Here is a 26,950-nt window from a genome sequence, read left to right on the forward strand (position 1 = left end):
GCAGTTCTCTAAATTCGCAATTCGGCGGAGTAGTCATGACGGCGCAGCTCTGCGACAAAGTCGTAGTAGTCGTTGCGACAGTAGGTGTCGGTGATTTCAATCGGCGTGTTGTCGGCGGTGTAGCCCACGCGGGTCATCAGCAGCATGGCGGTGCCGGGGGCGATGCCCACCAGCTTGGCGAACTCGTCCGAGGCGTTGATCGCCTGGATATGCTGCAGGGCGCGCACGATGGGCTTGCCGATGCCTTCCAGGTATTCGTACAGCGAATTGCCGATGGCTTGCGGGTGCGGCAACACCGAGGCGGGCATGGCGGTCATTTCAATCGCCATCACCGTGTCATCGGCTTTGCGCAGACGCTTGAGGCGCGCCACTTTGTCGGTGGGTGACAGGCACAGGCGGATCAGCTCTTCGTGGGTCGGCGGGGTTATGTCGCGCTCCAGCCACTGGGAGGTGGGCACAAAGCCCTTGAGCCGCAGCATTTCGCTGAACCCCGACAAGCGCGACAAGGGTTGTTCCAGGCGCGGCGTGATAAAGGTGCCGGAGCCCTGGCTGCGGCGGATCAGGCCCTGGGCAAGCAACACTTCCAGCGCTTTACGGGCAGTGACCCGCGAGATGCTCAACTGCTCGCTGAGCGCACGCTCCGAGGGCAGGGCCTGCTCGGATTTCCACTGGCCGGCATGGATCGCGGCTTCAAGGCTGCGAGCCAGTTGCAGGTACAGCGGCGTGGATTGCTTGTCGTCGGGGCGCAGGGCCAGGATGGGATTCATCTGTCAGGTTTCCGATGCGTTATTGGAGTGTTGTCGCCCGGTAATGGCCGGAAATTAATACCACTTAAATACCATGTCAATGCTACCAAAACGGTGCAAGCCCCGGTTTCAGGGCTCTTTAATGGGGCTTGGTATCAAGTGGTATTAGAGAGGTCTTTGTGTCGCGCACAAGTGCACTGTCCCGCGCGGTGAACTGGTATTCACCGGCAGGCGCTGCTGGAGGCAGGAATTATTTTCGAATTAATTTACGAACGGTACGAGATTACGGCCGAATCTCGATCATGGTGCCGTCTTTGACCAGGCTCCAGACTTCGCGCATGTCCACGTTGCGCATGCCGATGCAGCCGTCGGTCCAGTCCAGGGTGTGAAACCACTGTTCCGGGTAGTCTTCGGTGTCGGGCGTGCCGTGGATCATGATCATGCTGCCCGGTTTTACCCCTTCGCGGCGGGCGCGGGCGGCGTCGCTGATGTTCGGGTAGGAGATGTGCATGGCCAGGTTGAAGCGGTCGCTGGTCTTGCGCCAGTCGATCCAGTAGAAACCCTCGGGGGTACGGCGGTCGCCTTCGATCAGCTTGTGGCCCTTGGGGTTCTTGCCCAGGGAAATGCGATAGGTTTTGAGGGGCTTGCCGTCGTTGATCAGTTGCAGTTGGTGCGCGGACTTGAGTACCAGGACTTTTTCGACGGTTTTACCGCCGAGAGTTTCCACCGTAGAGGCTGGGGACAGCGTGGCAAACGACAGGCAGATAAGAGCAAGCAACCAACGCATTGAAACGGTATCCCTGATAAAGGTGCTGCCTGGAAGGTTATTTGGTTGGGCGTGTCATCGGCGGGACCGACTCGCTGCGCACCGGGTACACCTGTTGGCGACGGTCAGCGAAAAAGCATTCTAAGGTACGCCCGACCGTGCGGAAAGCCAGCTCGGACCAAGGGATATCAGCTTCATCGAACAGCTTCACTTCAAGGCTTTCCGGGCCTGCGGCAAAGTCCAGGTCGATCAGCTCGGCGCGGTAGAAAATATGCACCTGGCTGATGTGCGACACATTGATCAGGGTATAGATGCTCAGGTTGCGCACGCGGGCGCAGGCTTCTTCCAGGGTTTCACGCATGGCCGCCTGTTCCACGGTCTCGCCGTTTTCCATAAAGCCTGCGGGCAGGGTCCAGTAACCCAGGCGCGGTTCGATGGCACGGCGGCACAGCAGCACTTGATCGCCCCACACCGGTACGGTGCCGGCGACGATATTGGGGTTTTGATAGTGAATGGTCGAACAGTGATCACACACAAAACGCAGGCGTGCGTCGCCTTCGGGAATACGTTGGGTAACCGGTTTACCGCACTGGCTGCAGAAATTCATGCTGGGGTTCCTGGAGAATGGGCACATCTTGGCTTGGTGCCGGGCGTTCCTGCAAGTTGTCGTTTCGCGACATGCACCGGGTTTTGGGCTTGGGCGCCCGCACGCTTTGGTGCATGATGCAAGGTAGCCAACAGACCGAGATGACTCATGCTGGACGAGCTACTTCGCCGGGTAAGCAATCACACCCCTCACACCTTGGAAACTGACGGGCGTTTCCCCGAGGCCGCAGTGCTGGTGCCGATTACCCGCACTGACGAACCTGAGCTGATCCTGACTCTGCGCGCCAGCGGCCTGTCGACCCATGGTGGCGAAGTGGCCTTTCCTGGTGGGCGGCGTGACCCTGAAGACCCGGACCTGATCTTTACCGCCTTGCGCGAAGCCGAAGAAGAAATCGGCCTGCCGCCGGGGCTGGTTGAGGTCATAGGCCCGTTGAGCCCGCTGATTTCCCTGCACGGCATCCGTGTAACGCCCTATGTGGGCGTGATCCCTGACTACGTCGAATACCTGGCCAACGACGCCGAAATCGCCGCCGTCTTCAGTGTGCCCCTGGAGTTTTTCCGACAGGACCCACGCGAACATACCCACCGCATCGATTACCAGGGCCGAAGTTGGTATGTGCCCAGCTACCGCTTCGGCGAATACAAGATCTGGGGGCTGACGGCGATCATGATTGTCGAGCTGATCAACCTGCTCTATGACGATGCCAAGATCAGCCTGCACCAGCCGCCCAAGAGTTTTATCAATATCTAAGCCATCGCATGAATGGCAAGCCGTGAGGGAAAACCATGAAATACCGCCTGGGCGATGCCCGCGTCGAGACCCATCCCAACAGTTGGGTCGCACCCAATGCCACGCTGGTGGGCAAGGTCCAGCTGGAGGAGGGCGCCAACGTCTGGTTCAACGCGGTGTTGCGCGGCGATAACGAACTGATCCTGATCGGCAAGAACAGCAACGTGCAGGACGGCAGCGTAATGCACACCGACATGGGCTACCCGCTTACCCTCGGCACCGGCGTGACCATCGGCCATAACGCCATGCTGCACGGCTGCAGCGTCGACGACTACAGCCTGATCGGCATTAACGCGGTGGTTCTCAATGGCGCCAAGATTGGCAAGCACTGCATTATCGGCGCGAACTCGCTGATCGGTGAAGGCAAGGAAATTCCCGATGGCTCGCTGGTCATGGGCTCGCCGGGCAAGGTGGTACGTGAGCTGACTGAGGCGCAGAAACGTATGCTCGAAGCCAGCGCCGCGCACTATGTGCACAATTCGCAGCGCTATGCCCGAGACTTGGTTGAGCAGGAAGAATGAGTGCAGTTGAACGGCCTGTAGCCTCGCCCTGTGTGAATATTTGCGCGCTGGACGAGGACGATATCTGTACCGGCTGCCAGCGCAACGTGGACGAGATTACGCGTTGGGGCCGCATGGATAATGCCGAACGCCGGGTGGTGTTGGGGTTGTGTCATGAGCGGGCGGTGGCGGGTGGGTTGGTATGGATGACGCCCAAAAGCTCGGGTGCCTGATCGATTGCTATCGGGAGCAAGCCCCCTCCCACACTTGAATGTGTTCACAGATCAAAATGTGGGAGGGGGCTTGCCCCCGATGAAGCCCTCCCAGACGACATATGTCTAATTGTGAAGTACCCTGTGTCCCTTGTTCACAGGTCATTCATCCATGTTTTTCCTGATCGCCTACATCAGCAGCGTCGTGCTGATCAACTTCGCCTTCTCCACCGCCCCGCACCTGGATGTCATCTGGTCCGCCTGGGGTGGCCTGGTATTTATCCTTCGCGACATGGTGCAAACCCGCTTCGGCCACGGCGCGATCATCGCCATGCTGGCGGCGCTGGTGCTGTCGTATATCACTTCCGACCCGTCCATCGCCCTGGCCAGTGCTACGGCGTTCGCGGTGTCCGAGTGCATCGACTGGCTGGTGTTCAGCATCACCAAACGCCCGCTGCATGATCGCCTGTGGATAAGTTCGGCACTGAGCATTCCCCTCGACACCTTTATTTTCTTCGGCTTGATCGGTGCGCTCACACCGGCGGTGGCGGGCACGGCGCTGGTGTCGAAGTTCGCCGGGGTCACGGTGGTGTGGTTGATCATGGCTTGGCGCCTGCGCAAGCGTGCCGTCGCCAACTGAGGCCAATTCTTGCAGTTCATGTAAAATGCCGGCCTTTCTCCCCATGATCCGCTCCCCTGAGGACCTGAGATGACCCGAATCGGAACTCCATTGTCGCCAACCGCGACCCGCGTTTTGCTGTGTGGCTGCGGTGAGCTGGGCAAGGAAGTGGTGATCGAACTGCAACGCCTGGGCGTTGAAGTGATTGCCGTGGATCGCTACGCCAACGCGCCGGCCATGCAGGTGGCGCACCGTAGCCACGTGATCAACATGCTCGACGGTGCGGCGCTGCGTGCAGTCATCGAGGCGGAGAAGCCGCACTTCATCGTGCCGGAAATCGAAGCCATCGCCACCGCCACTCTGGTGGAACTGGAGGCTGAAGGCTTCACGGTTATCCCGACCGCCCGCGCCACGTCGTTGACCATGAACCGTGAGGGCATCCGTCGCCTGGCCGCCGAAGAACTGGACCTGCCGACCTCGCCGTACCACTTCGCGGACACCTTCGAAGACTACAGCAAGGCCGTCCAGGACCTGGGCTTCCCCTGCGTGGTCAAGCCGGTGATGAGTTCGTCGGGCAAGGGCCAGAGCCTGTTGCGCAGCACTGATGACGTGCAGAAAGCCTGGGATTACGCGCAGGAAGGCGGGCGTGCCGGTAAGGGTCGAGTCATCATCGAAGGCTTTATCGATTTCGACTACGAAATCACTCTGCTGACCGTGCGCCACATTGGCGGCACCACCTTCTGCGCGCCGGTTGGCCATCGTCAGGAGAAGGGCGACTATCAGGAGTCCTGGCAGCCACAGGCCATGAGCCCGATCGCCCTGGCCGAATCCGAGCGCGTTGCCAAGGCGGTAACCGAAGCCCTGGGCGGCCGTGGTCTGTTTGGTGTGGAGTTGTTCATCAAGGGCGATCAGGTGTGGTTCAGCGAAGTGTCGCCGCGCCCACATGACACCGGTTTGGTCACACTGATTTCTCAGGACCTGTCGCAGTTCGCGCTGCACGCTCGCGCCATCCTGGGCTTGCCGATCCCGTTGATCCGTCAGTTCGGGCCTTCGGCATCGGCGGTGATCCTGGTGGAAGGGCAGTCGACCCAGACGGCGTTTGCCAACCTCGGCGTTGCATTGAGCGAGCCGGACACGGCGTTGCGTCTGTTTGGCAAGCCAGAGGTCAACGGCCAGCGCCGCATGGGTGTGGCGTTGGCGCGGGATGAGTCGATTGAAGCGGCTCGTGCCAAGGCGACCCGGGCCTCCCAAGCGGTTGTTGTAGAGCTCTAAAAGCATCGGGAGCAAGCCCCCTCCCACATTTAACCGCGTATAACCTTTGGAATGCGGTCGAATGTGGGAGGGGGCTTGCTCCCGATAGCGGTTTATCAGGCGACCTTGTTCAAATCATTATCCCGCGTCTCTTTCAGGCACAGCACCGCAATCAAACTCAGCAACGCTGCCGCCGACACATACCCACCGACATAACTGAGCCCACCCATCGCCACCAGCTTGGTCGCGAAGAACGGTGCTGCAGACGCCCCGACAATCCCACCCAGGTTATACGCCGCCGAAGCACCGGTATAACGCACACGCGTCGGGAACAACTCCGGCAGCAGGGCGCCCATCGGCGCGAAGGTCACGCCCATCAAGAACAGCTCCAACGCCAGGAACAGCGCCACGGCCCAGGTCGAGCCGTGGGTCAGCAGTGGCTCCATGGTAAAGCCCGAGAGAATCGCCAGGATCGCCCCAACGATCAGCACCGGCTTACGTCCATAACGATCACTGGCCAGCGCTGCCAGCGGCGTCGCCAAGCCCATGAACAGCACGGCAAAGCACAGTAAGCCGAGGAACGTCTCGCGGCTGTAGCCCAGTGTGGAAACGCCGTAGCTCAGGGAAAACGCCGTGGTGATGTAGAACAGCGCGTAGCACACCACCATCGACGCAGCGCCCAGCAGCACCGGCAGCCAATGTTGGCTGAACAGTTCCACCAGTGGCACCTTCACCGGTGCTTCTTTGGCTACGGAGTTGGCGAATACTGGGGTTTCATGCAGCTTCAGGCGTGCATACAGGCCCACCATCACCAGTGCGGCGCTGAGAATGAACGGAATACGCCAGCCCCAGCTACGGAACTGCTCGTCATTCAGGCTCATGGCCAGGATCAGGAATAAACCGTTGGCCGCCAGAAAGCCAATCGATGGGCCCAATTGCGGAAACATGCCAAACCAGGCGCGCTTGCCCTTGGGCGCGTTCTCGGTCGCCAGCAATGCCGCGCCGCCCCATTCCCCGCCAAGGCCCAGGCCCTGGCCGAAGCGTAATACGCACAACAGAATCGGTGCCCAGGCGCCGATGCTGTCATAGCCGGGCAGCAAGCCGATCAAGGTGGTGCACACACCCATCAACAGCAGCGAGGCCACCAGAGTGGATTTGCGCCCGATTCGGTCGCCGAAATGGCCGAACAGCGCCGACCCCAGCGGGCGTGCGATAAAGGCGATGCCAAAGGTCAGGAACGACGCCAGCATCTGCGCCGTACCGGAGCTCTGGGGAAAGAACACCGGGCCGATGACCAGCGCAGCAGCCGTGGCGTAGATATAGAAGTCGTAGAACTCGATGGCGGTGCCGACGATGCTCGCCGTGGCGACGCGGGCGGTCGAATTGGTCGGGGCGGCGGTCGCAGCCTCTTGGTAGGTGGTGCTCATGGCAGTATCCCTGACGGTCATTGCGCGTTTGGACGCGGATTATTATTGGTCGAACACCCATGGATCAGGGTTGTGCGCGGGGCGGCTCGGGATGGGAGCAAACACCGGTCGGACATGATAAAGCGGTGCCTGGACACGCTGAGTGCGGGTAGCACGCGGTCGGGCGGGGCTTGGGTAAGCCGGATGGATTATAGGAAGGGGGCTAAGGATCCAACAAGGGGCTGGTGAGGATCTATGGCCTGGAACTGGATCAATGTGGGAGCTGGCTTGCCTGCGATAGCATCACCTCGGTTCAACTGAAGGACCGAGTCGCCTGCATCGCAGGCAAGCCAGCTCCCACATTGACCGGGTTGAGCCTGCTGAGGTCAGGCAGCGACGGGCACATGGCTGGTATGCCAGATCAACACCTTGCTCACCCGGTTGTCCTCGGTTTCGAGGATTTCCAGGCGATAGCGGCCGATCTTCAGGCACACCGCGCAATCGGGGATGGTTTCCAGCGCTTCGGTCACCAGGCCGTTGAGGGTCTTGGGGCCGTCGCTGGGCAGGTGCCAGCCCAGGCTTTTGTTCAGTTCGCGGATCGAAGCGGCGCCGTCAATGATGTAGCGGCCATCGGGCTGGGCCTCGATGTGGGGGTTATCCACAGCCTGATCGCTTTCGAACTCGCCGACGATTTCTTCCAGGATATCTTCCAGGGTAACGATGCCCAGCACTTCGCCGTATTCGTCCACCACCATGCCCAGGCGCCGTTGCTGCTTGTGAAAATTCAGCAGTTGCAGCTGCAATGGTGTGCTTTCCGGAACGAAATAGGGTTCGTGACAGGCAGCGAGCAGCGCCTCTTTGGTCAGGCTGGCGTCGGGGAGCAGGTGCTGGACCTGGCGCGTGTTGAGCACCGCTTCGACCTGGTTGATATCACTGTGGAACACCGGCAGGCGCGTGCGTTGGGAACTGCGCAGCTGCTCGATGATCTCGTCGATCGAGTCATCCAGGTTGATGCCGTCCACTTCACTGCGGGGCACCAGGATGTCGTTGACGGTGATGTTATCCAGCGCGTGGATGCCGGGCATACCGGGCGCGCGGTCTTCGTCGGCCTCGGGCGGGGCTTGGTCGTCATGGTCCGGCAGCGGCTCATCGCTGTTTTTCACCACACCGGACTTGCGCGCGAACGGGCGCAGCAGCAACAGGCTGATGCCGTTGAGCAGCCAGGCCAGCGGGTAGAGGATTTTCAGCGGCACGCCCAGCAGGGCGTTACCGAAACCCAACACCGCTTGCGGATGGCGGGTGGCCAGGATGCGAGGCAGGTAGTCGGCGAGAATCAGCAGCAGTGCACAAGAGACCAGCCAACCCAGCCATGGGCCGTTCTGCGCCCAGGCATAGATTGCCAGCAGCGTGCAAAGGATCACCACGGCGGCGCGGCACAGGCTGTTGCACAGAATCAGGCTATGGCGCGGGAAGCTCAGGCGTGCGGCAGCCTTATCGCCCTGGCGGGTACCGGGGCGCAGGGCCAACAGATGCTGTTGTGCTGCTTCGATGGCGGTAAACAGCGCCGCCCATAAAATCAGCAAGGCAATGACGGCGAGCATCGGCTCCAAAGGCAAGTTATCCATGATCGCTGCCCGTCAGATATGCAGGATGTATTCGCGAACCAGCTTGCTGCCGAAATAGGCCAGCATCAGCAGGCAGAACCCGGCCAGGGTCCAACGTATTGCCTTGTGCCCACGCCAGCCGAGGCGGTTGCGGCCCCACAGCAGCACGCTGAACACCACCCAGGCCAGGCACGCCAGCAGGGTCTTGTGCACCAGGTGCTGGGCGAACAGGTTCTCGACGAACAGCCAGCCGGAAATCAGCGACAGCGACAGCAGGGTCCAACCGGCCCACAGGAATCCGAACAGCAGGCTTTCCATGGTTTGCAGCGGCGGGAAGTTCTTGATCAGCCCTGAGGGGTGCTTGTGCTTGAGCTGGTGATCCTGCAGCAACAGGAGCAGGGCCTGGAACACCGCGATGGTGAACATGCCGTAGGCGAGGATCGACAGCAGGATGTGGGCGAGGATGCCCGGCTCCTCGTCGATCACCTGTACGGTGCCAGTGGGGGTGAACTGCGCCAGCAGCACCGTCAGCATTCCGAGGGGGAATAGCAGCACCAGCAGGTTCTCCACCGGAATCCGGTAGCAGGCCAGCAACGTCAGTGCGATGACGGCCGCGGCGATCAGGCTGGCGGCGCTGAAAAAGTCCAGGCCCAGGCCCACCGGCGTCATCAGGTGAGTGAACAGGCTGGCGGCATGGGCCAGCAGGGCCAGCACGCCAAGGCCGACGAGCAGACGTTTGTCCGCTTTGGCGCCTTGGGCCAGACGAGTGCCCTGATAGAGAGTCGCAGCGGCATACAGAATGGCGGCGGCGAGGCTGGGTAGCAAACTGGGTGACAAGGGGAGCATAAATCCTGGTAGGCAAGCCCGAAAGGCGTTGAGTTTGGCACACACCTGCGTTGCAAGAAAGACTCCCGGGCCAGACAGCGGGTGTGCATGGGCGCAGTCTTCGCTATAATCCGCGACCTGCCCACGCCGCAGGCTCGGCGAGCGCTGTTTTTAATAGCGATTGACCACAGCCTGGGCCGCCATTACCTCGGTCTACCTGCATTTCGATGAGTAGGGCCTGAAAGGATCGCGCATGTTTGAAAACTTGACTGACCGTCTCTCGCAGACGCTGCGCCACGTTACCGGCAAGGCCAAGCTGACCGAGGACAATATTAAAGACACCCTGCGTGAAGTGCGCATGGCGTTGCTGGAAGCCGACGTGGCCTTGCCGGTGGTGAAGGATTTCGTCAACTCGGTCAAAGAGCGCGCGGTCGGCACCGAAGTGTCCCGCAGCCTGACCCCGGGCCAGGCCTTCGTGAAGGTCGTCCAGGCCGAACTCGAAAGCCTGATGGGCGCGGCCAACGAAGACTTGAACCTCAGCGCCGTGCCGCCAGCCGTCGTATTGATGGCCGGTCTGCAAGGTGCGGGTAAGACCACCACCGCCGGCAAGTTGGCGCGCTTCCTTAAAGAGCGCAAGAAGAAATCCGTGATGGTGGTGTCGGCCGACGTGTACCGTCCGGCGGCCATCAAGCAGTTGGAAATGCTCGCTGGCGAAGTAGGCGTGACCTTCTTCCCGTCCGACCTGAGCCAGAAGCCGGTCGACATCGCCAACGCCGCTATTAAAGAAGCCAAGCTCAAGTTCATCGACGTGGTCATCGTCGATACCGCCGGTCGCCTGCACATCGACGAAGAGATGATGGGCGAGATCAAGGCGCTGCATGCCGCGATCAATCCGGTCGAGACGCTGTTTGTGGTCGACGCCATGACCGGCCAGGATGCGGCCAACACTGCCAAGGCCTTTGGTGACGCACTGCCGCTGACCGGCGTGATCCTCACCAAGGTCGACGGCGACGCCCGCGGCGGTGCCGCGCTGTCGGTACGTGCCATCACTGGCAAGCCGATCAAGTTCATCGGTATGGGTGAGAAGAGCGACGCGCTCGAGCCGTTCCACCCTGAGCGTATCGCCTCGCGTATCCTCGGCATGGGTGACGTGCTCAGCCTGATCGAACAGGCCGAAGCCACGCTCGACAAGGACAAGGCCGACAAGCTGGCCAAGAAGCTGAAGAAGGGCAAGGGCTTCGACCTCGAAGACTTCCGTGACCAGTTGCAACAGATGAAGAACATGGGCGGCCTCGGCGGCCTGATGGACAAGCTGCCCAACATCGGCGGTGTGAACCTGGCGCAAATGGGCAATGCCCAAGGCGCGGCAGAGAAGCAGTTCAAGCAGATGGAAGCCATCATCAACTCCATGACCCCGGCCGAGCGCCGCGACCCTGAGCTGATCAGCGGTTCGCGCAAACGCCGGATCGCCATGGGTTCCGGCACCCAGGTGCAGGACATCGGTCGCTTGATCAAGCAGCACAAGCAGATGCAGAAGATGATGAAGAAATTCTCCGCCAAAGGCGGGATGGCCAAGATGATGCGCGGCATGGGCGGTATGTTGCCCGGCGGCGGCATGCCGAAAATGTAAAGTATTCGAGCGGGAGCCCAGCTCCTGCTCCGACCCACAGGGATGTGGGATCTCCAGCAAACCCGCCGTTGGCGGGGGCTGACTCGCCGTTTTAACCGACGGCTCTATAGCAGATCTGAATGGCACGCTGATAGGCGCCAGAAAAAGACATTTGCAAAAGTCCGGATATTCCTTAGAATATGCGGCCTTTCGGGCACCTATGCCCGCTGTGCATTTAGATTTGCAGCACCGACTACAGGAACGATGTTCACATGCTAACAATCCGTCTTGCCCTTGGCGGCTCCAAAAAGCGCCCGTTTTACCACTTGACCGTAACCGACAGCCGCAACCCGCGTGACGGTTCGCACAAGGAACAGGTTGGTTTCTTCAACCCTGTTGCTCGTGGTCAAGAAGTTCGTCTGTCCGTGAACCAAGAGCGCGTAGCCTACTGGCTGAGCGTTGGCGCACAGCCATCCGAGCGCGTTGCAAAACTGTTGAAGGACTCGGCTAAGGCCGCAGCCTGAGCAATATGAACGCGACGCCAGCTGTTGCTGATGATTTGATCGTTATCGGCAAGATTTATTCTGTTCATGGCGTTCGCGGCGAAGTGAAGGTGTATTCCTTTACTGATCCGACTGAAAACCTGTTGCAGTACAAAACCTGGACGCTCAAGCGCGAAGGGAGTGTGAAACAGGTCGAGCTGGTCAGTGGACGCGGGAGCGACAAGTTCCTGGTCGCAAAGCTCAAGGGTCTTGATGATCGTGAAGAAGCTCGTCTTCTGGCCGGTTACGAGATCTGCGTGCCGCGCAACCTGTTCCCTGAATTGACCGACGGCGAGTACTACTGGTACCAGCTGGAAGGTCTGAAGGTTATTGATCAACTCGGGCAATTGCTGGGGAAAATCGATCATCTTCTGGAAACCGGCGCCAATGATGTAATGGTGGTCAAGCCTTGCGCTGGCAGCCTGGATGATCGCGAACGCCTGTTGCCCTATACCGAGCAATGCGTGTTGGCCGTCGACCTGGCAGCGGGCGAGATGAAGGTGGAATGGGACGCGGACTTCTAAGCGTGGCTAATTTGCGCATTGAAGTGATCAGTTTGTTTCCCGAGATGTTTTCCGCCATCAGCGAGTACGGCATCACCAGTCGGGCGGTGAAACAGGGGCTGTTGCAGCTCACCTGTTGGAACCCGCGAGACTACACGACGGATCGACATCACACTGTGGACGATCGCCCATTTGGCGGTGGCCCGGGCATGGTGATGAAGATCAAGCCCCTGGAAGATGCATTGGTTCAGGCCAAGGCAGCCGCCGGGGAGAAGGCGAAGGTAATTTACCTGTCCCCTCAAGGCCGTCAGCTGAAACAGGCGGCGGTACGCGAACTGGCGAATGAGGAAAGTTTGATCCTGATTGCCGGTCGCTATGAAGGCATTGACGAGCGTTTTATTGAAGCTCATGTCGATGAAGAGTGGTCGATTGGGGACTATGTATTGTCTGGCGGCGAGCTGCCGGCAATGGTCCTGATAGATGCGGTTACACGACTGCTGCCTGGAGCTTTAGGGCATGTGGACTCTGCGGAGGAGGATTCCTTCACGGATGGTTTGCTGGATTGCCCGCACTACACCCGACCGGAGGTGTATGCGGATCAGCGTGTTCCCGACGTATTGCTAAGTGGCAATCACGCACACATCCGGCGTTGGCGTTTACAGCAGTCCCTTGGTCGGACCTATGAACGACGTGCCGATCTTCTGGAAAGCCGCTCGCTTTCTGGAGAAGAGAAGAAGCTGCTCGAGGAATACATCCTCGCGCGGGACGATAGTTAACAACGTATCGATGGTAGGTCCATTGACTTACCTTAGGAGCACAGCATGACTAACAAAATCATCCTTGCACTCGAAGCAGAGCAGATGACCAAAGAGATCCCTACCTTTGCCCCGGGCGACACCATTGTCGTTCAGGTGAAAGTGAAGGAAGGCGACCGTTCGCGTCTGCAAGCGTTCGAAGGCGTGGTAATCGCCAAGCGTAACCGTGGTGTGAACAGTGCTTTCACTGTTCGTAAAATCTCCAACGGTGTTGGCGTAGAGCGTACTTTCCAGACCTACAGCCCGCAAATCGACAGCATGGCCGTCAAGCGTCGCGGTGACGTACGTAAAGCCAAGCTGTACTACCTGCGTGACCTGTCCGGTAAAGCAGCTCGCATCAAGGAAAAACTGGCTTAAGTCCAGCTTCCCGATGCAGAAAAAAGCAGCCTACGGGCTGCTTTTTTGTGTCTGAAATTTGTCCATTTGCCGGTATTGACCATGACCACCCGTCTCGAAGAAATCCAGCGCCGCACCGACCTGTCCGTCACCCGCGTGACCAAGGCCGTGTTCCCGCCGACCACCAACCACCACAACACCCTGTTCGGCGGCACCGCCCTGGCATGGATGGACGAAGTGTCGTTCATCGCCGCCACGCGCTTCTGTCGCTTGCCTTTGGTGACGGTCTCCACCGACCGTATCGACTTCAATCACGCAATCCCGGCCGGCTCCATCGTTGAGCTGATCGGCCGGGTGATCAAAGTCGGCAACACCAGCCTCAAGGTTGAAGTGGAAGTGTTTGTCGAGAGCATGAGCGCTGATGGCCGTGAAAAGGCGATCCAGGGCGTGTTCAGCTTTGTCGCGATTGACGCGGACAAACGCCCTGTACCGGTACTGCCTGGGTTTGCCGACTGATTACGTGGCGCTGCCGTTCTCCGGCTGAATCACCGCCAGCAGGGTCCAGCCGGCCGCCGGCTTCAAGCTGCTCTCGGGCGTGACCACATGCACCCAGCCGCTGGTGTCCCGGGCAAACAGCAAGGTGGCGCGCTCCCCGTGCAACGCCTGGTACTGCTCCCAGCCAAAGCCGTCGGTGAGGTTGGTGCTATACAGTTCGGCGCCCTGACCCAACAGGCTGGCCAGTTTGGTATAGCTCAGGGGTTGGCTGCCCAGCAGGTGGCCGCGGTGTTCGTGGCTGGCCTTGTGTTTGTCGGTGCGGCGGCTTTCCTGGCTGCTGGCCAGGGCGAACAGGCGATGGCCGAAATCATGGCGAAAACGCATGGTCGCCAAGGCGTTCAGCTCGCCGGACGGGGAGAGCGCGAGCAAATGCCCCAGGCCGACCAGATCCAGATGGGACTCGGCATGTTGGGAGGCGGGGTTGCCGAAGTAGGTCGGCAGGCCCTCCATGCGACTGGCGCGGATATTTTCCCAGCTGGAATCCGTCAACAACACGCGGCTGCCCAATTGTTGCAACGCCTTGCCGAGTGCCCGCGCCGGGCCGTTCGCGCCGACGATCAGGAAACCGCTGGGCGCAGGCTCGGCGACTTTCAGCAGGCGCGCCAAGGGGCGCGCCGTGGCACTTTGCAGCACCACGGTGCCGATGATTACCGCAAAGGTTAGCGGCACCAGCAATAACGCGCCTTCATGCCCTGCCTCGTCCAGGCGAATCGCAAAGATCGCCGATACCGCCGCCGCCACAATGCCCCGTGGCGCGATCCAGGCCAGCAGCGCGCGCTCGCGCCAGTTCAGTCCGGAGCCAAAGGTTGAGAGCGCTACGTTCAGTGGGCGTGCAATAAACTGGATGATCACCAGCAGAATCAGTACGAATGGCCCCAGGGCGATCAAGGCATTCAGGTCCAGGCGCGCCGCCAGCAGGATGAACAGCCCGGAAATCAGCAGCACACTGAGGTTTTCCTTGAAGTGCAGGATATGCCTGACATCCACGCCCTTCATATTGGCCATCCACATGCCCATCAGCGTGACCGCCAGCAGGCCGGACTCATGCATCACCTGGTTGGCAGCGATAAAGATGCCCAGCACACCGGCCAGCGTCGCGAGGTTATGCAGGTATTCCGGCAACCACTGCCGACGCATGATCTGCCCCAGTACCCAGCCGCCGGCGATCCCGAACAAACTGCCGCAGAGGATGACGCCGCCAAAGGTCAGCAGGCTGTGGCTCAAGCCGTCGCCGGAAGCCCGGGCAATGATGAAGCTGTAGACCACCACCGCCAGCAACGCGCCAATCGGGTCGATGACGATGCCTTCCCAGCGCAGGATATTGGCGATGGAGGCTTTGGGGCGCACCACGCGTAGCATCGGCACGATCACGGTTGGCCCGGTCACCAGGGTCAGCGTGCCGAACAGCAGCGCGAGCATCCAGTCAAAGCCCAACAGCCAGTGAGTGGCCAGGGTGATCACTGCCCAGGTCGACAGGGCGCCAACCGTGACCAGGCGATGCACCACGCTGCCGATTTCCTTCCATTCCGACAGGTGCAGGGTCAGGCTGCCTTCGAACAGGATCAGCGCCACGGCCAGGGACACCAACGGCATTAACAGAGGGCCGAACATCTCCTGCGGGTCGAGCCAGCCCAGTACCGGCCCTGCCAAAATACCCGTCAATAACAGAAACAGGATCGCCGGCAGCTTGAGCCGCCAGGCCAGCCATTGGCAGCCCAGCGCCGCCACTCCAATGCCACCAAAGGCCAGCAAAATCTGTTGTTCATTCATTGAAGCTTCCTGTTCCTTGAAGTAGCGGGCTATGAAAGACTAGCGGCCCTTGCCACAGTTCACTAAATAATTCGCACAGCCCCCATGCTGCGCCGCTTTGAGTACCCATGCCCGCCATCGACCACCCTTTGATCGACCGTTTCCTCGACGCCCTCTGGCTGGAAAAAGGCCTCTCGGACAACACGCGCCAGGCCTACCGCAGTGATCTGGCCCTGTTCAACGGCTGGTTGCAGGAGAAAAACCTTGAGCTGATCAACGCCGGGCGCGAGCTGATCCTCGATCACCTGGCCTGGCGCCTGGAGCAGAACTATAAGCCACGCTCTACTGCACGATTCCTTTCCGGCGTGCGTGGCTTTTATCGCTACCTGTTGCGGGAAAAACTCATCGCGGCCGATCCAACTCTACAAGTCGATATGCCGCAATTAGGCAGGCCTCTTCCCAAGTCTTTGTCGGAAGCTGACGTGGAGGCTTTGCTGGCTGCGCCGGATCTCAGCGAAGCCATCGGCCAACGTGATCGCGCCATGCTGGAAGTGCTCTACGCCTGCGGCCTGCGCGTGACCGAACTGATCAGCCTGACGCTGGAGCAGGTCAACCTGCGCCAGGGCGTATTGCGTGTGATGGGCAAGGGCAGCAAGGAGCGGCTGGTGCCCATGGGCGAGGAGGCGATTGTGTGGGTCGAGCGCTACATGCGCGATGCGCGCCACGAATTGCTCGGTGGGCGCCCCAGTGATGTGCTGTTTCCCAGCCTGCGCGGCGAGCAGATGACCCGCCAGACCTTCTGGCACCGCATCAAGCACCAGGCCAAAGTGGCTGGAATCGGCAAGGCCCTGTCGCCTCACACACTGCGCCATGCGTTCGCCACCCATTTGCTCAACCATGGTGCCGATTTGCGTGTGGTACAGATGCTGCTCGGGCACAGCGACTTATCCACAACCCAGATCTACACCCATGTGGCACGCGCACGTTTGCAGGATATGCACGCCAAGCATCACCCGCGCGGATAAAAACGTCAGAAATGGCCCATTTTACTTGTCGCGGTCTGCCCTCCCGCCCAACTGTGGTAGGCTTTGCCGGTTCGCAAAGGGGACGGCACCCGTTGTGTTCCAGATCAGTATTCTGCTCCCGTCCCTGCCTCTGCCTTCAGGAGTTCCCATGCGCTTGACCCAGATTATTGCCGCCGCAGCCATTGCGTTGGTTTCCACCTTTGCTGTCGCCGATGATGCGGCCGAGCAGACCATTCGCAAGAGCCTGGCCAACCTGGCGCTCGACACCCCGATCGAAAGCATCAGCGCCAGCCCCATGGCCGGCCTGTATGAAGTCAAGCTCAAGGGCAGCCGTGTGCTGTACGCCAGTGCCGATGGCCAGTACATCGTGCAGGGCTACCTGTTCCAGCTCAAGGACGGCAAGCCGGTCAACCTGACCGAAAAAGCCGAGCGCCTGGGCGTGTCCAAGCTGATCAACGGCATCCCGGTGGCTGAAACCGTGGTTTACCCCGCCATCGGCGAAACCAAGACCCACATCACCGTGTTCACCGACACCACCTGCCCGTACTGCCACAAGCTGCACGCCGAGATACCGGCACTGAACAAGCTGGGTGTGGAAGTGCGCTATGTAGCGTTCCCGCGCCAGGGCCTGGGTTCGCCGGGTGACGAGCAGTTGCAAGCCGTATGGTGCTCGGCCGACAAGAAGGCCGCCATGGACAAAATGGTCGACGGCAAGGAAATCAAATCGGCCAAATGCGCCAACCCGGTTTCCAAGCAGTTCGCCCTGGGTCAGTCCATTGGTGTGAACGGTACACCGGCCATCGTTTTGGCCGACGGCCAGGTGATTCCGGGCTACCAGCCGGCGCCGCAAGTTGCCAAACTGGCACTGGGTGCCAAGTAAGCATTAATCGTCGAGCCTTTGACGATCATGACTCGCCGAACTGTCGACGGGTCATTAATTGAGAGCCGCAGTTGTGCGGCTGTTTTCACGGCCGACCTAGCGTCGGCCGTTTCATGGGGAGTTCTTCAGTGAAACCGGTCAAAGTAGGCATCTGTGGGTTAGGGACCGTCGGTGGCGGTACCTTCAACGTACTTCAGCGTAACGCTGAAGAAATTTCCCGCCGCGCAGGTCGCGGGATTGAAGTGGCGCAAATTGCCACGCGTTCGCCAAAGCCTCAGTTCGAAACGACCGGTATTGCGATTACCAACGATGTATTCGCCGTGGCCACCAACCCTGAGATCGATATCGTCATCGAGCTGGTAGGCGGCTACACCGTGGCCCGCGAGTTGGTGCTCAAGGCCATCGAGCACGGCAAGCACGTGGTCACCGCCAACAAGGCGCTGATCGCCGTGCACGGCAACGAGATCTTCGCCAAGGCTCGCGAGAAGGGCGTGATCGTGGCGTTCGAAGCCGCGGTGGCCGGCGGTATCCCGGTGATCAAGGCGATCCGTGAGGGCCTGTCTGCCAACCGCATCAACTGGGTGGCCGGCATCATCAACGGCACCGGTAACTTCATCCTCACCGAAATGCGCGAGAAGGGCCGTACCTTCGAAGACGTACTGGCCGAAGCCCAGGCCCTGGGCTACGCCGAAGCCGACCCGACCTTCGACGTGGAAGGCATCGACGCGGCACACAAGCTGACCATCCTGGCCTCCATCGCCTTTGGTATCCCGCTGCAATTCGACAAAGCCTACACCGAAGGCATCACCAAGCTGACCACCGCCGACGTGAATTACGCCGAAGCCCTGGGCTACCGCATCAAGCACCTGGGCGTGGCGCGCAGCACCCCGGCCGGTATCGAGTTGCGTGTGCACCCGACGCTGATTCCAGCCGACCGCCTGATCGCCAACGTCAACGGCGTGATGAACGCGGTGATGGTCAACGGTGACGCCGCCGGTTCCACCCTGTTCTACGGCGCCGGTGCCGGCATGGAGCCGACCGCTTCGTCGGTGATCGCCGACCTGGTGGATGTGGTTCGCGCCATGACCAGCGACCCGGAAAACCGCGTGCCGCACCTGGCCTTCCAGCCGGACTCGCTGTCGGCCCACCCGATCCTGCCGATCGAAGCCTGCGAAAGCGCCTACTACCTGCGCATCCAGGCCCAGGACCATCCGGGCGTGCTGGCCCAGGTCGCCAGCATTCTGTCGGAGCGCGGTATCAACATCGAATCGATCATGCAGAAGGAAGTCGAGGAGCAAAACGGCCAGGTGCCGATGATCCTGCTGACCCATCGCGTGCTCGAGCAGCATATCAACGATGCCATCCACGCCCTCGAAGCCCTGCAAGGTGTGGTCGGCCCGGTGGTGCGCATTCGCGTCGAGCACTTGAACTAACCGATTTGTTCCAGGGGCCCCGCACCTTCGGCGGCCTCTGTTCGAGAATGTTTTTGAGGAGCCAGTCATGCGTTACATCAGCACCCGCGGCCAGGCACCGGCCCTGAATTTCGAAGACGTCCTGCTGGCAGGCCTTGCCACCGACGGCGGCCTGTACGTGCCGGAAAACCTGCCACGCTTCACCCAGGAGGAAATCGCTTCCTGGGCCGGCCTGCCGTACCACGAGCTGGCGTTCCGGGTAATGCGCCCGTTCGTCACCGGCAGCATTCCGGATGCGGACTTCAAGAAGATCCTGGAAGAGACGTACGGCGTGTTTGCCCACAGCGCCATCGCGCCTTTGCGCCAGCTGAACGGCAACGAGTGGGTGCTGGAGCTGTTCCACGGCCCGACCCTGGCGTTCAAGGACTTCGCCCTGCAACTGCTGGGGCGCCTGCTGGACTACGTGCTGGAAAAGCGCGGCGAGCGCGTGGTGATCATCGGCGCCACCTCCGGTGATACCGGCTCGGCGGCCATCGAAGGGTGCAAGCACTGCGAAAACGTCGACATCTTCATCCTGCACCCGCACAAGCGCGTGTCGGAGGTGCAACGTCGCCAGATGACCACCATCTTCGGTGAGAACATCCACAACATCGCCATCGAAGGCAACTTCGATGACTGCCAGGAAATGGTCAAGAACAGCTTCGCTGACCAGAGCTTCCTCAAGGGCACACGCCTGGTGGCGGTGAACTCGATCAACTGGGCGCGGATCATGGCCCAGATCGTCTACTACTTCCACGCCTCCCTGCAGCTGGGCGGCCCGGCGCGTTCGGTGTCGTTCTCGGTGCCGACCGGCAACTTCGGCGACATCTTCGCCGGTTATCTGGCACGCAACATGGGCCTGCCGATCAATCAGTTGATCGTTGCTACCAACCGCAATGACATCCTGCACCGCTTTATGAGCGGCAACCAGTACGTCAAGGAAACCCTGCACGCCACACTGTCGCCATCCATGGACATCATGGTGTCGTCTAACTTCGAACGCTTGCTGTTCGACATGCACGGTCGCAATGGCGCGGCGCTGGCCGAGTTGATGAGCAGCTTCAAGCAGGGTGGCGGTTTCAGCGTCGAGCAAGAGCGCTGGACCGAAACCCGCAAGCTGTTCGACTCCCTGGCCGTGGATGATGCGCAGACGTGCGAAACCATTGCCGAGGTCTATGCCCAGACCGGCGAAGTGCTCGACCCCCACACAGCTATCGGCGTGAAGGCTGCGCGCGAATGCCGCCGTAGCCTGGATATTCCGATGGTGATCCTGGGTACCGCGCACCCGGTCAAATTCCCCGAAGCGGTGGAGAAGGCCGGTGTTGGCAAGGCACTGGAATTGCCGGAGCACCTGGCCGACCTGTTCGAGCGTGAAGAGCGCTGCACCGTGCTGGCTAACGACCTGAAGGCGGTGCAGGCGTTTGTCAGCCAGCATGGCAATCGTGGCAAGCCGCTCTGATGCCCGCGGTTGATCAGATTACATCCGGCAGTTAGCTTTTTTGCAGTCGGCCAAGCCCGTCCTCGTGACGGGCTTTTTTATTTTGGCGAGCCATACTTGTTCCTTCGCCCAATCAAGGAAGCCAAATCGGTGCAGGTTTTGATTCAATGGACAGTGCGGCTGATGTGCATGCTGTGGCTTACCCAACTACCGGTAAGCCTGGCGGCCGTCAGCCTGCCTTTCAAGCTGGTGCCGGCGTTTATCCCGCTTGAGCCTTTGCCCCTGGCGCCCGCAGAGCAGCAGTGGCTGGCGACGCATCGGACGTTGAAGGTGGGTATTTCCATTGATGACTATCAGCCGATCGATATCACCCGCGACCGCAACCGCTACCAGGGTATCAGTGCCGATTACCTGAGCCTGGTCGGCGCGCGCTTGCAGGTGCCGATGCAGGTGCTGGGCTTTGCCGAGCGGGCCCAGGCGGTCGAGGCGCTGCGCAGTGGATCCATCGATATCCTGACCAGCGCCAACGGCTATGAGCGCGATGTGCCCGGCTTGCAGTTCACCCAGGACTACATGCCCGATCGGTCAGTGGTGGTGCTGCGTCGCGATGAGCTTCAAGAGGACGACCTGGCGGGCAAGAAAGTCGTATTGCTCGATGGCTACGCCAATGTGCACAACGTGCAGGCGGCCTACCCCGATAGCCACATCATGCTCGCGCCCAACCTCTACAGCGGCCTGGAGGCGCTCAAGCAAGGTGATGCCGATGCGTTTATCGGCAATGAAGTGATTGTGCGGGCCTACAAATCGCTGCGGCCTTACCTGGGGTTGCAGATCAAGGAACAAAGTCGGCTGGCGCCCATCGGCTTTGCTTTCGCCACCCGCCAGGCCGACCCATTGCTGGGGGCGATGATGAACCGCGCCTTGGCGAGCATTGACGAGTCGGTGCAGCGGGAGATCCTGGGCCGCTGGACCACAGGGCTCGGCGTCGGCTTCAGGGGTGAGCGCGTTGAATTGTCGGCCTCGGAGCGCACCTGGCTGTTGCAGCATCCCCATGTCGTGGTGGTGGCGCAGCAGATGTCACCTTACATATTCAAGGACAAGGACGGTCACTGGGTGGGTTTGAATGTCGACCTGCTGCACCGCATTTCGCGCATGACCGGTTTGCAGTTTGTCTTCGAAGAGGTGCACTCCACCGCGCAAACCCTGGAATGGCTGGAAACCGGCAGGGCGCAGATGAACACCACCCTGGCGTCGAATCAGGAGCGCAGGGCGCTGCTCGACTTCAGTCATGGCTTTGGCGGCTCCGGCTGGGTGTTCGTCGAACGCGCCGATGCCACGCCGCTGACTGGGTTGAAGCAGTTGGAAGGCAAGGTCCTGGCGCTGCCGGCGCGCCATGTGCTGGAGAGTTACATCCGCCAGATGCACCCGCAGATCAAGCTGCGCCTGGTGGACAATTACGCCCAGGCCCGCGAACTGGTGCAACGGGGCGAGGCCGCTGCCACGTTGCAGACTGAGGTGGAGGTCCAGAGTTACTCCCAGGAAGGCTTGCGTATTGGCCGCAGTGTCGACGGCAAGTGGTCATCCAATTGCTTGTCGGTACGCAAGGACCAGCCTGAGCTGCTGAGTATCCTGAACAAGGCCCTGGAAGCCTTGCCGGTGGCCGAGTTGAGCGCACTGCGCCTGCGCTGGATCGGCGCTGTGGCGATCCCCCTGCCGGCCTGGCAACGGGTGCCGCCCTGGGCGTATTGGATGGTGGCCACGGCGCTGCTGTTTGTGCTGGTATCGCTGGTGTGGAACAGCCGGCTCAAGCGTCAGATTCGCCAGCGGCTGGAGGCCGAGCAGCGGCTCAATGACCAATTGGCGTTCAAACGTGCGTTACTCGACGGCATGCCCAACCCGCTGTTTGTGCGCGACCTGGCCGGGCGGCTGGTGACCTGCAACAAAAGCTATGAACAGCAACTGGCGACCCGGCTTGAGCTGATTCAGGGGCTGACGCTGCTGGAAAGTGGGGTAATGCCCGAGGCCACGGCGGCGCGCCTGCACGCCGGCCATATGGAACAACTGGCCACGCAACAGTCGTTGTTTGTCGATCGCGAGCTGGAGTTCAACGGCGGCAGCTTTCACGTTTACCAGTGGACGGTTCCGTTCTTCGATGCCCAGGGCCGCTTGCAGGGGCTGCTGGGCGGCTGGATCGATATCAACGAACGCAAAGACCTGGAGCACCAACTGATGGATGCCCGCCAGGCTGCCGACGAAGCGAACTACGCCAAAAGTGCATTTCTTTCTGCGCTAAGTCATGAAATTCGCACACCCATGACCGCCATCATCGGTTTGCTCGAGCTGGAGCAGGAACGCTGCCTGGCAAGCGGCCAGCCCGTCTCTGAAGCATTACAGGTGGCCCATCGTTCGGCGCGCGAGCTGATCGCGCTGATGGGCGACAGCCTGGACCTGGCCAAGATCGAGGCCGGTCACCTGCAACTGGTTCCGCAAACCACCGAGTTGAAGGGTTTTTTCGAAGGCATCCAGCGTCTGTTCGAAGCCACGGCGCAAAAAAAGGGCCTGCATTTGACCCTGGCGTTTGATCCTGCGGCCAAGGGCTATTACTGGTTCGATCCGCTGCGTTTACGCCAAGTGATGCACAACCTGCTGGGTAATGCGCTGAAGTTTACCGAGCAGGGCGGGGTGCGGCTCAGCGTCACCTGCCAGCGGGATGAGTCTGATACCGAATACCTGCACCTGTGCGTCGAAGACAGCGGCCCGGGGATCAGCGCCGAACAGCAGCCAAGGTTGTTCAAGCCGTTTACCCAAGTGAGCGCATTGACCGCGGCGGAACATGGCGGCACCGGGCTGGGCCTGAGTATCTGCAAGCAATTGGTGGAGTTGATGGGCGGTCGCATTCACTTGGCAAGCGTGGTGGGTGAGGGCACCGAGGTGTGCATCGACCTGCGCCTTGATCGGGTCAGCACCGACGATGTGCCGGCCACGCCAGCGCCAGCGTTGCCCCCAGCGGGGCGTAGCCTGTCGGTGCTGGTGGTGGATGATTTGGCGGCCAACCGCTTGGTGCTGGCGCAGCAGTTGCAGTTCCTGGGGCATCAGGTGATTGCTCTGGATTCGGCCGAGGCCGCGTTGCAGCGTTGGCGTGAGCAGCGTTTCGACGTGCTGGTGACCGATTGCCAGATGCCGGGTATGTCCGGCTATGCCTTGAGCGAGGCGGTCCGGCGTATCGAAACCGAAGAACAACGGCCCCGTTGTGCGTTGATCGGTTGCACGGCGAACGCGATGAAAGATGAACAAAGACGCTGCGAGGACGCGGGTATGGATGAGCTGCTGGTCAAACCGGTGACTCTGGAGGATTGGACGCGCGTGCTGGCGCGGGTGGCGCCGCAGCGTTCGTTTGATATCCAGGCCCTGCGTACCATGACCCAGGCTGACGGGCCTGTGCTGCATAGCATGTTGCAAGAACTGGCAAAAAGCCTGGACCACGAGCATGAGGTATTGGCCAGCGCATTGGCCGAGCGTGATGTGGCGCGCTTGAATGCGGCGCTGCATCGGCTCAAGGGTATTTGTTCGCTGGTGGATGCGCTGCCGTTGGCCAAGGCTTGTGTGGTGCTTGAGCAATGCGCGCGGGAGCAGCGTGGGGCTGAGCTTGAGGAGCCGTGGTTGAGGTTGTCTGAGGTGTTGAAGGTGTTTCGTCGCGATCTGCAGCCTTATCTGGACTGATAGCTGACGCGATGCAATGTGGGAGGAGATTTGCTCCCGTGACGGCTTGGCAGCAGATGAGTATCTACCTGATGGTATCGGTCCCAAATGTGGGAGGGGGCTTGCCCCGATGGCGGCCTCAGGGTTGGTTGGGATGCTGGATCAGACCGAGTACATATCCGTTATTTGGGTAACGGCTGCTATTGGTTCCGCCCTTACGGCGGGTCACTTTGGAAAAAAAAAGCCCCAAAGTAACCAAAGGGCCCTTGCCCCACCACTCGGCACCTCGCCTGGGCTCGGTGTGCCCGTAATCCGCCATGGATTTGGGGGGCCGCCGCCACGCGCCATCCATGGCGCGGGGCGGCTAAAACCGGCATCCCTGCCGGTTTACCCCCCAAATCCCTGTCGAATTCCGGCCAGCGTGGTTTGACGGGGCGCCTAAGATCAAAAGCAGGTCAAGATCAAGATCGGCTTGCTTCGCATCGTGGTTAGCGGTGGCGTCAACCAAGTTGTGCGCTCCGCTCGACAGCATTTCGGACACGTCCTATGGGACGCTTCGCGTCTTATGGCTACTGTGAAGGACTTTTCCCAGTACCGACTCCATGACCCATGCGCTCTCTCAATGTCCTGATCCTCGAAGACAACCCGTTTCAGCTGATGGCACTGCACCAGATGCTCAATGCCAATGGCGTGTTTAATGTACTAACTGCTGAAGATGTTGAAACGGCTCGCCAGTCCCTGGACAGCAAAGGCCCGGTGGATATCGCCATCTGCGATCTGTATCTGGAGCAGGGCGATGGGCTGGAGTTGATCCGCGAACTCGCCGAGCGCCGTTTGGCTCAAGTGCTGGTTCTGCTCAGCAATGCTGAGCCCGATGTGCTCGAAGGCGTGGCGAACATGGCCCGGCAATTGGGCCTCAACGTGCTGGCGTGCTTGCCCAAGCCGGCTTCGGCAACGCTGATCGGGCAGGTGTTGGCCGATTGTCAGCGGCACTTGCGCCCGGGGCCAGCGGTGCTGTCCTGGGAGCGTGTGCGCCAGTTGCTGGGGTTGAGCGCGCGAGAACAACTGCCACCGTCGGCGGATGTCAGCCAGGCCACTATCGCAGCCTGCGGCAGGGCCTGGTACCAACCCATCGTCAGCCAGGCCGGGGTGTTGCAAGGGGTGGAGGCGCTGGCGCGTTGGCAGTTGCCGCACGCTCAATTGCTGCTGCCCGAAGAGTTCCTGCCGGTGTTGGAGTTTGCCGGCATGGAAGAGGCCTTTACCTGGCATGTGCTGGAACAGGCACTTGGCCTGGCCAACCAGGTCATGGGCGAGACCGGCCAGGTGCTGCCGGTGGCGGTGAACATTCCCGGACGTATGCTTGAGCGCACACACTTCCCACAGATATTGCAGGGGCTGCTGCAACTTCACGGCATACCCGCCCATAGCCTCACCCTGGAGCTGGTGGAAACCTCAACGCTGAAAACCGACAGTGCCCACCTCACTGGCTTGCTGCGCCTGCGGATGCTGGGTTGCCAGTTGTCCATCGGGGATTTCGGCATGGGTGGCACCAACTTGCAACATTTGCTGGAGTTGCCTTTCACCGAACTGAAAATCCCCCCAGCGTTTGCCTGCGGAATGGCCGATGACGATCGCAAGGCGGCGGTGGTGGCGGGGGCCATGAGCATGGCCGCGCGCCTGGATATCGCCGTGGTCGTCACCGGGGTTGAAAGTGCTGCCGACTACCACGCTGTGGGTGAGCTGGGGGCGGCGTGGCTGCAAGGCTGCTTCATTGCCCGGCCGATGGAGGCCGAGGCGCTCAAGCAGTGGATTGCGTTCCAGGCTAGGCCAGCCCGTGTTCCTGCACATAAATAAACAGGGCGGCATCATTGGTCAGCCCCAGTTTGCGCATGGCGCTGACTTTTTGCGCACTGACGGTCTGCTTGCTGCGATGCAGATGCGCGGCGATCTGGCCCACCGTCATGCCAGTGGCCAACAGGCGAATCACCTCCAGCTCCCGGGGTGACAACTGTTCCTGGGAGTGCAGGCGATCGGCACCGGCTTCTCCGGCCAGGCTCAGCGCCTGGCGAATGGTCTGGGCCACGTAGGTGCGTTGCTGGCGGACCTGACGAATCGCCTGCGGCAGTTCATCGGCCAGGCTGGCCTTGCTCAAAAGGCCCATCACGCCCAATGTCAGAATCGAGTGAAACAAACCGGCATTGTTGAGCATGGTGACCACCACAATCGGCAGGTCCGGGTAGTGTCGGCGCAGTTGGTCGATCAGGCGCAACCCGTCGGCATGGGGCTCGGCAGGCATCATAAAGTCGGTCACCAGCACATCGCAGGCACAGTCTTGCAGCAACGCATTGAGGGCCTGCGGCGAGTTGGCCTCCCCGACGATGCTGATGTGCGGGTCACGCTCAAGCACGGCGCGCAGGCCAATCAGGAAAATCGGATGATCGTCGGCAATGACGACGCGCAAAGGTGTTTCAGACGCAGCTCTCAAGGCAGGCTCCCAGGTAATCCAGGGATTCTAGCGTGTGAGCCTGTGTTTTTTCTCTGTCATCTTTTCCGTGCATGCTCGTTTTCCTCAAGCAGTGGATTACACAAAAGGTAGAACTTTCTGCTTTGAGCACGGGTCACTTGAATGTCAGCCTCTTCGTGACATTTTTGTTTTTCGAACCTTTTTCGAATGATTGAGTGGTGATCGAGATGGAAAGTATCCACCTATTGCTCAGTGAAGCACTGAGCCCTTATCAGGTTACGCTGACCACTTCTGGTGTGCGGGAAGACTGCCTGGTAACCGTAAAGAATCCCGGCGGCGCGATTGTGGTCGAGCGCGACGTCGATCGCGCGCAATTGTCCGACAAGCGTGCGCTGGTGGATGTCGCGGATTGCCTGCTTCGCGACGTGAAAATCGCCGAAGGGCGCCTGGAACCCTCGGTCATTGCTGCCTTGCGCAATGCTGCCCAAACCCGTGGCGGCGCACTCGCATGAAACATTATTTTTCTTCGGAACCTTCCTACGCGGCGGTCAGTCAGAGT

Annotated in this window: 26 protein-coding genes; 18 read left to right on the forward strand and 8 right to left on the reverse strand. The window is 60.5% G+C overall.

From position 1 onward, the window contains the following. Window positions 1–8: 8 nt before the first annotated feature. The 3 genes from E4P00_RS18535 to E4P00_RS18545 all read right to left on the reverse strand — a co-directional run bounded on the left by E4P00_RS18535 (window position 9) and on the right by E4P00_RS18545 (window position 2,119). Window positions 9–767 carry a GntR family transcriptional regulator gene (locus E4P00_RS18535; protein WP_005791139.1) on the reverse strand — a complete coding sequence of 253 codons (759 nt, stop codon included), beginning with the start codon at window positions 765–767 and terminating at the stop codon, window positions 9–11. Window positions 768–1,029: 262 nt separating this feature from the next. Further along, window positions 1,030–1,533: a L,D-transpeptidase family protein gene (locus tag E4P00_RS18540; RefSeq protein WP_103734891.1), complete on the reverse strand. Its 504-nt coding sequence runs from the start codon at window positions 1,531–1,533 to the stop codon at window positions 1,030–1,032. A gap of 37 nt (window positions 1,534–1,570) precedes the next feature. After that, window positions 1,571–2,119 (reverse strand): NUDIX hydrolase, encoded by a 549-nt coding sequence (locus tag E4P00_RS18545; RefSeq protein WP_148852654.1) that lies wholly within the window; start codon window positions 2,117–2,119, stop codon window positions 1,571–1,573. A gap of 147 nt (window positions 2,120–2,266) precedes the next feature. Between E4P00_RS18545 and E4P00_RS18550 the strand changes: the two genes are divergently transcribed. The 5 genes from E4P00_RS18550 (at window position 2,267) to purT (ending at window position 5,511) form a co-directional block, all read left to right on the forward strand. Further along, the gene (locus E4P00_RS18550; protein ID WP_078822240.1) at window positions 2,267–2,869 is read left to right on the forward strand and encodes a CoA pyrophosphatase; all 603 of its coding nucleotides are present in this window, start codon (window positions 2,267–2,269) and stop codon (window positions 2,867–2,869) included. 35 nt (window positions 2,870–2,904) lie between these two features. Next, window positions 2,905–3,429 carry a gamma carbonic anhydrase family protein gene (locus E4P00_RS18555; RefSeq protein ID WP_078822239.1) on the forward strand — a complete coding sequence of 175 codons (525 nt, stop codon included), beginning with the start codon at window positions 2,905–2,907 and terminating at the stop codon, window positions 3,427–3,429. Beyond that, window positions 3,426–3,641, forward strand: coding sequence for a DUF1289 domain-containing protein (locus E4P00_RS18560; RefSeq protein WP_078822238.1), 216 nt, complete (start codon window positions 3,426–3,428; stop codon window positions 3,639–3,641). The genes E4P00_RS18555 and E4P00_RS18560 overlap by 4 nt, the downstream gene beginning before the upstream one ends. 151 nt (window positions 3,642–3,792) lie before the next feature. Beyond that, the gene (locus E4P00_RS18565) at window positions 3,793–4,260 is read left to right on the forward strand and encodes a preQ0 transporter (RefSeq protein ID WP_078822237.1); all 468 of its coding nucleotides are present in this window, start codon (window positions 3,793–3,795) and stop codon (window positions 4,258–4,260) included. A gap of 69 nt (window positions 4,261–4,329) precedes the next feature. Then, a complete protein-coding gene (gene purT / locus E4P00_RS18570; protein ID WP_068967660.1) occupies window positions 4,330–5,511 on the forward strand; it encodes a formate-dependent phosphoribosylglycinamide formyltransferase in 1,182 nt (393 codons plus the stop codon). Between the two features lie 95 nt (window positions 5,512–5,606). Here the strand turns inward: purT and E4P00_RS18575 are convergent, their stop codons facing one another. The 3 genes from E4P00_RS18575 to ccsA form a co-directional block, all read right to left on the reverse strand. After that, on the reverse strand, window positions 5,607–6,917 hold the full coding sequence (locus E4P00_RS18575) for an MFS transporter (protein ID WP_005791128.1): 1,311 nt from the start codon (window positions 6,915–6,917) through the stop codon (window positions 5,607–5,609). A gap of 365 nt (window positions 6,918–7,282) precedes the next feature. After that, window positions 7,283–8,521, reverse strand: a complete 1,239-nt coding sequence (locus tag E4P00_RS18580) for a transporter associated domain-containing protein (RefSeq protein ID WP_248132454.1) — start codon at window positions 8,519–8,521, stop codon at window positions 7,283–7,285. Window positions 8,522–8,533: 12 nt separating this feature from the next. Continuing rightward, window positions 8,534–9,337, reverse strand: a complete 804-nt coding sequence (gene ccsA / locus E4P00_RS18585) for a cytochrome c biogenesis protein CcsA (RefSeq protein WP_019817239.1) — start codon at window positions 9,335–9,337, stop codon at window positions 8,534–8,536. 241 nt (window positions 9,338–9,578) lie between these two features. Between ccsA and ffh the strand changes: the two genes are divergently transcribed. From ffh to E4P00_RS18615, 6 genes are all read left to right on the forward strand, one after another. Then, window positions 9,579–10,955, forward strand: a complete 1,377-nt coding sequence (gene ffh, locus E4P00_RS18590) for a signal recognition particle protein (RefSeq protein ID WP_017139724.1) — start codon at window positions 9,579–9,581, stop codon at window positions 10,953–10,955. Between the two features lie 251 nt (window positions 10,956–11,206). Continuing rightward, entirely contained in the window at window positions 11,207–11,458 is a 252-nt protein-coding gene (rpsP, locus tag E4P00_RS18595; RefSeq protein WP_003175899.1) for a 30S ribosomal protein S16, read from the forward strand. Window positions 11,459–11,463: 5 nt separating this feature from the next. After that, window positions 11,464–12,000 (forward strand): ribosome maturation factor RimM, encoded by a 537-nt coding sequence (gene rimM, locus E4P00_RS18600; RefSeq protein ID WP_003175898.1) that lies wholly within the window; start codon window positions 11,464–11,466, stop codon window positions 11,998–12,000. Beyond that, a complete protein-coding gene (gene trmD, locus E4P00_RS18605) occupies window positions 11,982–12,755 on the forward strand; it encodes a tRNA (guanosine(37)-N1)-methyltransferase TrmD (RefSeq protein ID WP_173664496.1) in 774 nt (257 codons plus the stop codon). The genes rimM and trmD overlap by 19 nt, the downstream gene beginning before the upstream one ends. A 45-nt stretch (window positions 12,756–12,800) precedes the next feature. Next, window positions 12,801–13,151, forward strand: a complete 351-nt coding sequence (rplS, locus tag E4P00_RS18610) for a 50S ribosomal protein L19 (protein WP_003175895.1) — start codon at window positions 12,801–12,803, stop codon at window positions 13,149–13,151. Between the two features lie 81 nt (window positions 13,152–13,232). Further along, entirely contained in the window at window positions 13,233–13,646 is a 414-nt protein-coding gene (locus E4P00_RS18615; protein WP_005791095.1) for an acyl-CoA thioesterase, read from the forward strand. On the opposite strand, the gene E4P00_RS18620 is transcribed toward E4P00_RS18615, so the two are convergent. Continuing rightward, a complete protein-coding gene (locus tag E4P00_RS18620; protein WP_032879635.1) occupies window positions 13,647–15,455 on the reverse strand; it encodes a sodium:proton antiporter in 1,809 nt (602 codons plus the stop codon). A 107-nt stretch (window positions 15,456–15,562) separates the two neighbouring features. On the opposite strand from E4P00_RS18620, the gene xerD reads away from it, so the two are divergent. The 6 genes from xerD to E4P00_RS18650 all read left to right on the forward strand — a co-directional run bounded on the left by xerD (window position 15,563) and on the right by E4P00_RS18650 (window position 25,781). Continuing rightward, on the forward strand, window positions 15,563–16,459 hold the full coding sequence (gene xerD, locus E4P00_RS18625) for a site-specific tyrosine recombinase XerD (protein WP_248132456.1): 897 nt from the start codon (window positions 15,563–15,565) through the stop codon (window positions 16,457–16,459). A 148-nt stretch (window positions 16,460–16,607) separates the two neighbouring features. Beyond that, window positions 16,608–17,339 (forward strand): thioredoxin fold domain-containing protein, encoded by a 732-nt coding sequence (locus E4P00_RS18630; RefSeq protein WP_005791088.1) that lies wholly within the window; start codon window positions 16,608–16,610, stop codon window positions 17,337–17,339. Window positions 17,340–17,467: 128 nt separating this feature from the next. Next, window positions 17,468–18,772: a homoserine dehydrogenase gene (locus tag E4P00_RS18635; RefSeq protein ID WP_005791086.1), complete on the forward strand. Its 1,305-nt coding sequence runs from the start codon at window positions 17,468–17,470 to the stop codon at window positions 18,770–18,772. A 67-nt stretch (window positions 18,773–18,839) separates the two neighbouring features. Then, complete coding sequence (gene thrC, locus E4P00_RS18640; RefSeq protein WP_122733557.1) at window positions 18,840–20,249, forward strand: threonine synthase; 1,410 nt, start codon at window positions 18,840–18,842, stop codon at window positions 20,247–20,249. Between the two features lie 129 nt (window positions 20,250–20,378). Further along, window positions 20,379–23,948, forward strand: coding sequence for a transporter substrate-binding domain-containing protein (locus E4P00_RS18645; protein ID WP_248132458.1), 3,570 nt, complete (start codon window positions 20,379–20,381; stop codon window positions 23,946–23,948). 588 nt (window positions 23,949–24,536) lie between these two features. After that, window positions 24,537–25,781, forward strand: a complete 1,245-nt coding sequence (locus E4P00_RS18650; RefSeq protein WP_248132460.1) for an EAL domain-containing response regulator — start codon at window positions 24,537–24,539, stop codon at window positions 25,779–25,781. On the opposite strand, the gene E4P00_RS18655 is transcribed toward E4P00_RS18650, so the two are convergent. Continuing rightward, entirely contained in the window at window positions 25,750–26,412 is a 663-nt protein-coding gene (locus E4P00_RS18655) for a response regulator transcription factor (protein ID WP_216092061.1), read from the reverse strand. The two genes, E4P00_RS18650 and E4P00_RS18655, sit on opposite strands and share 32 nt — an antisense overlap. Before the next feature lie 206 nt (window positions 26,413–26,618). On the opposite strand from E4P00_RS18655, the gene E4P00_RS18660 reads away from it, so the two are divergent. Next, window positions 26,619–26,903 carry a DUF3509 domain-containing protein gene (locus tag E4P00_RS18660; RefSeq protein ID WP_032803962.1) on the forward strand — a complete coding sequence of 95 codons (285 nt, stop codon included), beginning with the start codon at window positions 26,619–26,621 and terminating at the stop codon, window positions 26,901–26,903. The last annotated feature ends 47 nt before the right edge of the window (window positions 26,904–26,950 follow it).

This window comes from Pseudomonas sp. B329 (assembly GCF_023127835.1).
Lineage (GTDB): Bacteria > Pseudomonadota > Gammaproteobacteria > Pseudomonadales > Pseudomonadaceae > Aquipseudomonas > Aquipseudomonas synxantha_A.